General features: G+C 43.4%; 11 protein-coding genes and 11 tRNA genes. 21 read left to right on the forward strand and 1 reads right to left on the reverse strand.

Going from position 1 to position 9,859, the window contains the following annotated elements; all coding sequences use genetic code 11:
• Nucleotides 1-444: 444 nt before the first annotated feature.
• The 9 genes from rsbRA to TY49_RS20550 all read left to right on the forward strand — a co-directional run bounded on the left by rsbRA (nt 445) and on the right by TY49_RS20550 (nt 7,653).
• Nucleotides 445-1,278 (forward strand): RsbT co-antagonist protein RsbRA, encoded by an 834-nt coding sequence (rsbRA, locus tag TY49_RS20510; protein ID WP_041967775.1) that lies wholly within the window; start codon nt 445-447, stop codon nt 1,276-1,278.
• Entirely contained in the window at nt 1,275-1,631 is a 357-nt protein-coding gene (locus TY49_RS20515) for an STAS domain-containing protein (RefSeq protein WP_041967776.1), read from the forward strand. Before rsbRA ends, TY49_RS20515 begins: the two co-directional genes overlap by 4 nt.
• Before the next feature lie 4 nt (nt 1,632-1,635).
• Complete coding sequence (locus TY49_RS20520; RefSeq protein ID WP_041967777.1) at nt 1,636-2,037, forward strand: anti-sigma regulatory factor; 402 nt, start codon at nt 1,636-1,638, stop codon at nt 2,035-2,037.
• A gap of 11 nt (nt 2,038-2,048) precedes the next feature.
• Nucleotides 2,049-3,059: a PP2C family protein-serine/threonine phosphatase gene (locus TY49_RS20525; RefSeq protein WP_041967778.1), complete on the forward strand. Its 1,011-nt coding sequence runs from the start codon at nt 2,049-2,051 to the stop codon at nt 3,057-3,059.
• Nucleotides 3,060-3,117: 58 nt separating this feature from the next.
• Entirely contained in the window at nt 3,118-3,450 is a 333-nt protein-coding gene (locus TY49_RS20530) for an anti-sigma factor antagonist (protein ID WP_041967779.1), read from the forward strand.
• On the forward strand, nt 3,447-3,920 hold the full coding sequence (gene rsbW, locus TY49_RS20535) for an anti-sigma B factor RsbW (RefSeq protein WP_041967780.1): 474 nt from the start codon (nt 3,447-3,449) through the stop codon (nt 3,918-3,920). Before TY49_RS20530 ends, rsbW begins: the two co-directional genes overlap by 4 nt.
• Entirely contained in the window at nt 3,898-4,692 is a 795-nt protein-coding gene (gene sigB, locus TY49_RS20540) for an RNA polymerase sigma factor SigB (protein ID WP_041967781.1), read from the forward strand. Before rsbW ends, sigB begins: the two co-directional genes overlap by 23 nt.
• The gene (locus TY49_RS20545) at nt 4,689-5,288 is read left to right on the forward strand and encodes a PP2C family serine/threonine-protein phosphatase (protein ID WP_041967782.1); all 600 of its coding nucleotides are present in this window, start codon (nt 4,689-4,691) and stop codon (nt 5,286-5,288) included. Before sigB ends, TY49_RS20545 begins: the two co-directional genes overlap by 4 nt.
• Before the next feature lie 196 nt (nt 5,289-5,484).
• Nucleotides 5,485-7,653, forward strand: coding sequence for a Tex family protein (locus TY49_RS20550; RefSeq protein WP_198135659.1), 2,169 nt, complete (start codon nt 5,485-5,487; stop codon nt 7,651-7,653).
• A gap of 31 nt (nt 7,654-7,684) precedes the next feature.
• Here TY49_RS20550 and cmpA read toward each other — a convergent pair whose 3' ends face one another.
• A complete protein-coding gene (cmpA, locus tag TY49_RS24820; protein ID WP_023626316.1) occupies nt 7,685-7,804 on the reverse strand; it encodes a cortex morphogenetic protein CmpA in 120 nt (39 codons plus the stop codon).
• A 92-nt stretch (nt 7,805-7,896) separates the two neighbouring features.
• Between cmpA and TY49_RS20555 the strand changes: the two genes are divergently transcribed.
• The 12 genes from TY49_RS20555 (at nt 7,897) to TY49_RS20610 (ending at nt 9,853) form a co-directional block, all read left to right on the forward strand.
• Nucleotides 7,897-8,370: a SprT family protein gene (locus TY49_RS20555; protein WP_041967784.1), complete on the forward strand. Its 474-nt coding sequence runs from the start codon at nt 7,897-7,899 to the stop codon at nt 8,368-8,370.
• Nucleotides 8,371-8,490: 120 nt separating this feature from the next.
• Nucleotides 8,491-8,565: transfer RNA gene (locus tag TY49_RS20560), tRNA-Asn, on the forward strand.
• A gap of 15 nt (nt 8,566-8,580) precedes the next feature.
• Nucleotides 8,581-8,671: transfer RNA gene (locus tag TY49_RS20565), tRNA-Ser, on the forward strand.
• A 17-nt stretch (nt 8,672-8,688) separates the two neighbouring features.
• Nucleotides 8,689-8,763: transfer RNA gene (locus tag TY49_RS20570), tRNA-Glu, on the forward strand.
• Between the two features lie 106 nt (nt 8,764-8,869).
• Nucleotides 8,870-8,945: transfer RNA gene (locus TY49_RS20575), tRNA-Asp, on the forward strand.
• A 6-nt stretch (nt 8,946-8,951) separates the two neighbouring features.
• Nucleotides 8,952-9,026, forward strand: a tRNA-Gln gene (locus TY49_RS20580).
• Between the two features lie 129 nt (nt 9,027-9,155).
• Nucleotides 9,156-9,231: transfer RNA gene (locus TY49_RS20585), tRNA-Lys, on the forward strand.
• A gap of 65 nt (nt 9,232-9,296) precedes the next feature.
• A tRNA-Leu gene (locus TY49_RS20590) sits at nt 9,297-9,381 on the forward strand.
• Between the two features lie 58 nt (nt 9,382-9,439).
• A tRNA-Leu gene (locus TY49_RS20595) sits at nt 9,440-9,525 on the forward strand.
• A gap of 63 nt (nt 9,526-9,588) precedes the next feature.
• Nucleotides 9,589-9,665 (forward strand) — tRNA-Arg (locus TY49_RS20600).
• 17 nt (nt 9,666-9,682) lie between these two features.
• Nucleotides 9,683-9,759: transfer RNA gene (locus tag TY49_RS20605), tRNA-Pro, on the forward strand.
• A 20-nt stretch (nt 9,760-9,779) separates the two neighbouring features.
• Nucleotides 9,780-9,853 (forward strand) — tRNA-Gly (locus tag TY49_RS20610).
• Nucleotides 9,854-9,859: the final 6 nt, after the last annotated feature.

Consider the following 9,859-nt stretch of genomic DNA (forward strand, 5'->3'; position numbering starts at 1 on the left):
GTGACAGGGTTGGCGGTGAAAGTGGAAAAGCTGTAAGAAAAGCCCGGAAATGTGACAGGTTAGGCTGTGGAAGCGGAAAAGCTGTCAAGAAAAGCTCGGAAATGTGACAGGTTTGCCTGTGAAAGTGGAAAAGCTGTCAAGAAAAGAACCTGTAATCCGCCTGCATAAAAGGAAGCCGCTAACCGTATTTCCTAAACCAGCACAAGAATTTATATCAATAAAATTGAATCCAAGAAAATAAGGAATAATAAAGATATCCGTTACGCAATATCCGTTGAATCCTGTCGATAAGTTGATTTTATTTGACGAAAGGAAACTGTTATCATTAAATGGAGATATATAATCTGGATTTTATGAATATTTATTTACAGTTTTAAAATTGGTTTACAATTGGACGGAAAAGGGTAATGTAAAATTTTGTTGTGATAGAATGGGGAGGATGGAATGAATAAAATAATTTCAAATTACATTCAGGCTCACAAGCAAGAGATCCTGGATCAATGGATAGATAGGACAAAGGAAGAAGCGGATGACCGGGTGATTCGCCTTGTATCGGATCGGGTTTTTCAATCTACGAGCAAGGAATTCATCGACCTCATCATCTCTAATTTTAAAGGGACGAGTGAAGAATATAATGAAAGGCTGACTGATTTTGCTGAAAAAGTAGTCAGGCTTGGCTGGCCGTTGACGTTCGTCACGAAAGGTCTTCATACCTTTAATTTGATTGTTTTTGAAGGCATGCAGAAAGAAGGAGTAGTGACGCAGGAGAATCAGATGGAGATCGTTTACGAGTTTGACCGCTGGGCAACTCCGATGAACAATGAAATCGTCAGCGTATATTCGTCAACATGGGAAAGAACAGTTTCCCTCCAGAAAATTGCCTTGCAGGAGCTTTCGGCGCCGCTCATTCCAGTGTTTGAGGGAATTACCGTAATGCCATTAGTCGGTACGATTGATACAGAGCGTGCAAAGCAAATCATGGAGAATCTGCTTAAGGGTGCGGTGAAACACCGTTCCGAGGTGGTCCTGATTGATATTACAGGCGTTCCGGTCGTAGATACGATGGTTGCCCACCATATCATCCAGGCAGCTGATGCTGTCAGGCTCATTGGTGCCAAGTGCATGCTCGTAGGGATTCGTCCTGAAATTGCACAGACAATCGTCAACTTGGGCATCGACCTGAATCAGTTTACAACAAAGAATAACTTGAAAAAAGGAATCGAAGCAGCTCTTGAGCTGACAAATAAAAAAATTGTGTCATTGGAGGGAGCAAAGTGAGAATACCAATCCTAAAGCTGGATGATTGTCTGTTAGTTTCCATACAATGGGAGCTAGATGACCAGACTGCGCTTCAATTTCAAGAGGACTTGCTCCACAAAATTCATGAGACAAGTGCCAATGGAGTTGTCATTGATTTAACCTCAATCGACTTCATAGATTCTTTCATCGCAAAGGTCCTTGGGGATGTCATCAATATGTCCAAGCTCATGGGTGCGATTGTAGTCATTACCGGAATCCAGCCTGCTGTTGCCATAACGCTAATTGAATTAGGGATCGGCCTTGATGATGTCCTAACTGCATTAGATTTAGAAAAAGGTTTGGAGAAATTACAACAGGAATTGGGGGAATAGGTGAATGGACATCCAATCCTGCGTTACGATTATTAACGAATGGGACATCGTCGCAGCACGCCAGCTTGGCCGGAATGTTGCGAAAGAGCTTGGTTTTGGAACTGTTGACCAGGCACGAATCACCACCGCCATCAGTGAATTGGCCAGAAATATCTACTTGTACGCCGGCAAAGGGCAGATTTGCATCGATAAATTATATGACGGCGGTAAAGCGGGATTGCGAATCAACGCAGTGGACAGCGGTCCAGGTATAAAAGAAATACGCCAAGTCATGGAAGATGGCTTTTCAACATCAGGAGGACTTGGAGCCGGCCTTCCCGGAGTGAAACGTCTAATGGATGAATTCGACATAGACTCAACACCCGGACAAGGAACACAAATAAAAGCGACTAAATGGCTCCGATAGGGGGAGAAAGTATGGATTTCCGAGAAATGATGGAATCAAAGTATCGGGATATTCTTGACAATTATATACAAGAGCAATCAGAACAAGCATTATATGCAGGGCAGAAATTCAGCCGGAAGTCGATAGAACATAAGATCGCGCCGGAAGAAATCATTAGCGTGCATAAAAGCTTGCTTCTTGAGATGTATCCTGAACTTCCAGAAGATATTATGCATTCCTTTGATATCCTCCTTGAGGTGATGATTGGTTATGGCATTGCTTATCGAGAGCACCAGAGCTTAAGGCATCAGCAAGAGGAGTTAAGATCAGAAATGGAGATTGCCGCGAATGTTCAGCAAACCTTGCTCGGTACGAAAATCCCGACTGTGCCTGGTATTGATATCGGGGCGATCAGTGTCCCGGCTAAGCATATGAACGGTGATTACTTCCATTTTGTCCAGGATGAGAACAATAATATCAGCGTGGCAATCGCTGATGTCATTGGGAAAGGGATTCCGGCAGCACTTTGTATGTCCATGATCAAATATGCGATGGACAGTCTGCCAGAAAACCGGCTCGATCCGAGCAGCATCCTGGAAAATCTGAACAGAGTCGTTGAGCAGAACGTTGACCCAAGTATGTTTATTACGATGTTCTACGGGATGTTCAATCCTGCCAACAATATCTTCTATTATGCATCCGCAGGGCATGAGCCTGGTTTCTATTACGATTCCAAAAAGAAGGAATTCTCAGAGTTGGTTGCAAGAGGCTTACTGCTTGGAGTGGATAAGCGGACGAAATATACCCAGTATGAAAAAGAAATACTAGCTGGGGATATGGTGATTCTGATGTCTGACGGAGTAACAGAATGCAGGACAGATGAAGGTTTCATCGAAAAGGAAACATTAATCGGATATATAAATAAATATATTCACTTAAATGCTCAGGAAATTGTCAATAATATCTTTAGGGAACTTGAAAAACTTCAGCATTTCCAATTGCGTGATGATTTTACCTTAATCATTTTGAAAAGAGATGTTTAATCGGGTTCCAAACCGGGTAAATCAAAAGAGCAATTGAATTGTAAAGGGTGGGTCATTTATGAATATTTCGATAGATGTTAAAGAAACAGAATCAAAGCTAGCAGTTAAGGTAAGCGGCGAAATTGATGCATATACAGCTCCACAGCTTCGTGAAAAGCTTTTCCCTTTGTCCGAAAAAGAGGGCGTAAAGATGGTTGTTGACCTTTCGGAGGTCAATTATATGGATAGTACAGGGCTTGGAGTATTTGTAGGAGTATTCAAGAACGTCCGTTCACATGACGGTGAATTTAAAATCGTTGGGTTGTCCGAACGTTTGCAGAGACTTTTCGAAATCACCGGCTTGGCCGATATTATCGATATAAACAGCCAGATTGAGGGTGGAGTGCAATGAACCAGTCATTTGACTATATTGAAATGAAAATCCCGGCCAAACCAGAGTTCGTGGGTGTCATTCGTTTGACCCTTTCTGGTATCGCAAGCCGCATGGGTTTTTCCTACGACGAAATTGAAGATTTGAAAATTGCTACGAGTAAAGCTTGTACGAACGCTGTACAGCATGCATATAAAAACAATGAGAACGGCGAAGTCATCATCGGGTTCGGATTATATGAAGACAAGCTTGAAGTAATGGTTGCGGATAATGGCCAGAGCTTTGATTTCCATTCAGCACGCCAGGGACTTGGCCCTTATGATCAGAATAGTTCTGTGGAATTCCTTCGTGAAGGAGGCTTGGGACTGTATCTGATCGAAACCTTGATGGACGAGGTTCGAATCCATCACAAAGAGGGCGTCACGGTCTTTATGACCAAGTACCGAGAAGGAGAGCAGGTGGAGAGAGATGCAGAGACAATCTCAACCTAAGCAGAGGCCAAAAGAAGAGATTAATGAATTAATCAAAGCCTACCAGCTGCATGAGGATGCAGACGCCCAAAGTGAGCTGGTTCTTCATTATCAAAACCTTGTCGAAACAATTGCCAGAAAGTATTCCAAAGGAAGGTCATTCCACGAGGATATCTTCCAGGTTGGGATGATTGGACTTTTAGGCGCAATCCGACGCTATGATGAAACATTTGGCAAAAGCTTTGAGGCATTTGCCGTGCCGACCATCATTGGTGAAATCAAAAGATTCTTAAGAGATAAAACGTGGAGCGTCCACGTATCGCGCAGGATAAAGGAGCTAGGTCCAAAAATCAAGACGACTGTCGAAGATTTGACCACCCACCTGCACCGCTCTCCACGAGTAGATGAAATCGCGGAAGCACTTGAGGTTTCCGAAGAAGAAGTATTGGAAGCCATGGAAATGGGTAAAAGCTACCAGGCCTTATCCGTTGACCATTCTATTGAAGCCGATTCTGATGGAGGAACAGTCACCCTGTTGGATATCGTCGGAAACATTGATGAAGGCTATGAAAAAATCAATCAAAGAATGGTGCTCGAAAAAGTACTGCATGTACTAAGCGAACGCGAAAAGTTAATTATCCAATATACCTACCTTGACAACCTCAGCCAAAAAGAGGCTGGTGACAAGCTTGGTATTTCACAGATGCATGTATCACGTCTTCAAAGAAGGGCAATTAAAAAACTTCAAGAAGCGATTCATGCGGAAAACAACAACTCGGAGTACATTACATGATCCAACAGTTCAAAGACAAAATAGAACTTTATGCTTACCAGACAATCAAAGAAGGTAAAGTAGAGTGCGGTGACAGCTATTATTATACGGCTACTGATGATTATTTTGTCTGTGTACTTGCTGATGGATTAGGGTCAGGGCAATACGCCCATGAAGCTTCTGCCGCTGTCGTTTCAGTAGTAGAGCAACACCATCACGAAGATGTAGATACGCTCATGAAATACTGCAACAATATTTTGGTGCAAAAAAGAGGGGCCGCTGTCTCGATCTTCAAAGTCTACTTCGAAACCCGCGAATTTGTATACAGCTGTGTCGGAAATATCCGCTTCTTCCTCTATACCTCAAATGGCAAGCTGACATACCCATTGCCAGTAACAGGTTATCTGTCAGGGAAGCCGCAGGTATTTCACACCCAGAGATTCATTTATGAGCCAGCATCAAAATTCCTGATTTACTCAGATGGTTTTGACAATATCCATGGCGCTAAAACGATATTGAAAGGGTATCGCTCAGTTGGTGCCATCGCAGAGCAAATTAAAGGCGAATATGCAAACTCAATGGATGATGCAACTTTTATTGTGGGAAGTCTACTTTAGCCGGTGGGCTTCTTTTTGTTTTATATAGGAAGTAGGATGCAGTTTAACCCTATGTTTCCCATTGGTGGGTGATGCGCAATGGAAAAATAGCAGGAAGTCCCGCGCTCGCTGTAAACCTTCCGCCGATTTTGGTACACTATTAAAGTGACAAGCAACATCAATATAGATTATGGAGGATTGTCTCTTGACTCAAACAATGGATAAGCAAGATCAATATGTAAAAATCATTGCCAAAGAGCAATCGTTAACAGCTAAACAAGTGCAAAGTGTCATTTCATTAATTGATGAAGGAAACACTGTACCGTTCATAGCCCGTTACCGAAAGGAAATGACGGGTGCGCTTGATGAAGTGCAAATCCGTGACATCGTTGAAAGATGGCAATACATACAGAACTTAGAGCAGCGTAAAGAGGAAGTCATCAGGCTCATCGAAGAACAAGGAAAGCTGACTGACGAGCTTAAGACGAACATTGAAAAAGCAATCAAGCTTCAGGAAGTAGAAGACTTATACCGACCATACAAGCAAAAAAGAAGAACGAAAGCGACTGTCGCCAAAGAAAAGGGTCTTGAGCCGCTTGCTCAGTGGATGTTGGAGTTCCCTGTAAATGGAAGTCTTGAACAAAAAGCCCGGGAGTATTTATCAGAAGAAAAAGGTGTCGAATCTATCGAAGATGCGATTGCCGGAGCGAAAGACATCATCGCTGAAATTGTTTCCGATGACGCAGACAGCCGCAAGTGGATTCGGAATGAAACCTTTAAAACTGGCTCCATCGATTCTTCAGTGAAAAATGAAGAGCAGGATGAGAAAAATGTTTATGAGATGTATTATGAGTATTCTGAGCCAGTCAGTAAAGTGGTGCCGCACAGAATCCTTGCACTCAACCGCGGTGAAAAAGAGGACCTTTTAAGGGTTTCTATAAAGCCAAAAACAGATGTCATTATGAGCTATTTGCAGCGTAAATGGGTTACTAAAAATCACTCTATCACAGCTGCTTCAGTAACAGAAGCAATCGAGGATGCATATAAGCGTTTGATCCAGCCGTCAATCGAACGAGAGATCAGGAATGAACTGACAGAAAAAGCCGAAGAGCAAGCAATTCATATCTTTTCCGAAAATCTGCGCAAACTTCTCCTCCAACCGCCGTTAAAAGGGAAGGTTGTCCTGGGGGTAGACCCGGCATTCAGAACGGGATGTAAGCTGGCAGCTGTAGATGAAACAGGCAAAGTATTATCAATCGGTGTGATATATCCACATACCTCAGGAGCGAAAAATACAGAGGCGAAAGATAAATTCATTAAAGTCCTGAGAGAGTATGATGTGGAAATGGTCGCAATCGGCAACGGAACTGCTTCGAGAGAAACAGAACAATTCGTCTCTGATATCCTGAAAGAGATGGATAAAGAGATATTCTATCTCATTGTCAATGAAGCAGGAGCGAGTGTCTATTCTGCATCCGATCTTGCCCGTGAAGAATTCCCTAATTACCAGGTAGAAGAACGAAGTGCAGTTTCGATTGCCCGCCGATTGCAGGACCCGCTTGCTGAACTCGTTAAAATCGATCCGAAATCAGTCGGTGTCGGCCAGTATCAGCATGATGTCAGCCAGAAAAAGCTATCCGAATCGCTGACATTCGTTGTTGAGATGGCAGTTAACCAGGTAGGGGTCAATGTAAATACAGCTTCTTCTTCTTTATTGCAGTACGTATCTGGTCTCTCTAAAACAGTAGCCAATAATATAGTAAAGAAGCGTGAAGAAGAAGGGAAGTTCACAAGCAGGTCGCAGCTGAAAAAAATCCCTCGTCTCGGAGCTAAGACATATGAACAGGCAATCGGATTCCTGCGTGTCATCGACGGGAAGGAACCTCTTGACCGAACTGGCATCCACCCGGAAAGTTACGGTGAGGTAAAGCAGCTGCTTGATAGCCTGGGATTTAAAACAAAGGATTTAGGAACTCCAGAATTAAAGGAAGCCCTCGCTAAAATCAACATCGATCAAACGGCAGATGAATTAGGAATCGGGAAACTTACACTGAAAGATATCATTGATGCACTCGTAAGACCTGAAAGGGATCCGCGGGACGAGCTTCCAGCACCACTTTTGAAAAAGGATGTATTGAAGCTAGAGGATCTGAAGACAGGAATGGAGCTTCAAGGTACTGTCCGGAACGTGGTTGACTTTGGAGCTTTCGTTGATATCGGTGTAAAACAAGACGGACTTGTTCATATTTCTAAGTTAAGCAATCGATTCGTAAAACACCCTCTGGATATTGTATCCGTTGGGGATGTAGTAACCGTATGGGTGGATAGTATCGACCAGAAAAAAGGTCGGGTCGCCTTGACGATGCTAAAGCCTGAGGAGGCATAATATAAAAGGCTGCAGGAATCCCTGCAGTCTTTTAATCGTTTAAACTCTGTTTATTTCTATAAAAGTACCAACACTGATTTAAAAGTTTGATTTGATACCGATTTTTTTCATAGAAGGCTCGTTTCATTTGATTCTGAAACCAGACAGGCATGGTTATACCTCCTTAAGATAATGCGTTAAAAGGTAACATTAATATATGCTATAATGGGTTGTCATGTTTCTAAAAAGGCAGGCGTTTTACAGATGAACGATCAAGAATTGCACAATCTTGTAGTAATGATTTCCGATAAATACTTCCATAAGCCATTCAGGCATAAGGCGTTCTTCAATCCGAGACTTCGAACTACTGGCGGGCGCTATATGCTGAGCAGTCACAATATTGAAATTAATAAAAAGTATTTTGAGCAGCTTGGTGAGGCAGAGTTGATCGGGATCATTAAGCATGAACTTTGTCATTACCATCTTCATATAGAAGGAAATGGATACAAGCATCGCGATAAAGACTTTCGGGATTTATTAAAGAAGGTAGATGCCCCGAGATTTTGTTCTGCACTTCCGGAGGAGAAGAAGAGAAGGGCGAAACAGAAATTCATTTTTTATCAGTGCAGTAGTTGCAAGTTGACCTATCGCCGGAAAAGATCTATAAATACATCAAAATACGTGTGTGGAAAATGCCGAGGAAAGCTGATAAAAGTAAAGGAAATGACTGTAGAATAAGCCTTTATGGGCTTTGAAAAAAGAAATAAAAAACTTATTTAAAATACCCTTGACTTTTACTAGGCACCTCCCTATAATAGTAAGAGTCGACAAGACAACGACATCGAAAATTAAAGTTATTCCGCAGTAGCTCAGTGGTAGAGCACTCGGCTGTTAACCGAGCGGTCGTAGGTTCGAATCCTACCTGCGGAGCCATTAATTTTAAGGTATGGGGAAGTACTCAAGAGGCTGAAGAGGCGCCCCTGCTAAGGGTGTAGGTCGCGTAAGCGGCGCGAGGGTTCAAATCCCTCCTTCTCCGCCAGAACCTTTTAATAATATGGCCCCTTGGTCAAGCGGTTAAGACACCGCCCTTTCACGGCGGTAACACGGGTTCGAATCCCGTAGGGGTCACCAAGATTTTTTCGCGAAAGCGAAAATAATCATCCTTAATTTTCACGCTAGTGAAAATAACTTTGCTTAACTTCGCAGCAGCGAAAGTAACCATTATAATTCTATATCTGGTCCCGTGGTGTAGCGGTTAACATGCCTGCCTGTCACGCAGGAGATCGCCGGTTCGATCCCGGTCGGGACCGCCATTTTATTGGGCTATAGCCAAGCGGTAAGGCAACGGACTTTGACTCCGTCATGCGTTGGTTCGAATCCAGCTAGCCCAGCCATTTTTTGAGCCATTAGCTCAGTCAGTTGCTTGCTTCATTGAACAACATCAGCGGCAACTTGCGAGAAAGACCGAAGGTCTTTTGAGCACAGGTTCCAAGCGCAACTTGTATAGGATTCTGTTTGAATACGAGCCATTAGCTCAGTCGGTAGAGCATCTGACTTTTAATCAGAGGGTCGAAGGTTCGAGTCCTTCATGGCTCACCAAAGTTTTTTCGCGCCAGCGAAAATGACTTTCCTTAATTTTCGCTTCGGCGAATGAATATCCATATGCGGGTGTGGCGGAATTGGCAGACGCACCAGACTTAGGATCTGGCGCCGCAAGGCGTGGGGGTTCGACTCCCTTCACCCGCACCATTAATTACCTATTGATTAACGAACCTCAAATAGTTATTATATAATCCTGTCATGTTTTGCGGTCGTGGCGGAATGGCAGACGCGCTAGGTTGAGGGCCTAGTGGGGGCAACCCCGTGGAGGTTCAAGTCCTCTCGGCCGCACCAAAAAAGTTATTGACATCCTATATCGGGTGTGATAAGATATAAAAGTTGCTATTAACAGTAAATGCGCCCGTAGCTCAATTGGATAGAGCGTCTGACTACGGATCAGAAGGTTATGGGTTCGACTCCTTTCGGGCGCGCCATTATTTTTTCTTAATAACGGGGAGTAGCTCAGCTTGGTAGAGCACTTGGTTTGGGACCAAGGGGTCGCAGGTTCGAATCCTGTCTTCCCGACCATTCAGCAACTAACTTTATATGCGGGTGTAGTTTAGTGGTAAAACCTCAGCCTTCCAAGCTGATGATGAGAGTTCGATTCTCTTCACCCGCTCCAATTACA

Origin of the sequence: Mesobacillus selenatarsenatis SF-1 (assembly GCF_000813125.1) — a bacterium.
Taxonomy (GTDB): Bacteria; Bacillota; Bacilli; order Bacillales; family Cytobacillaceae; genus Mesobacillus; species Mesobacillus selenatarsenatis.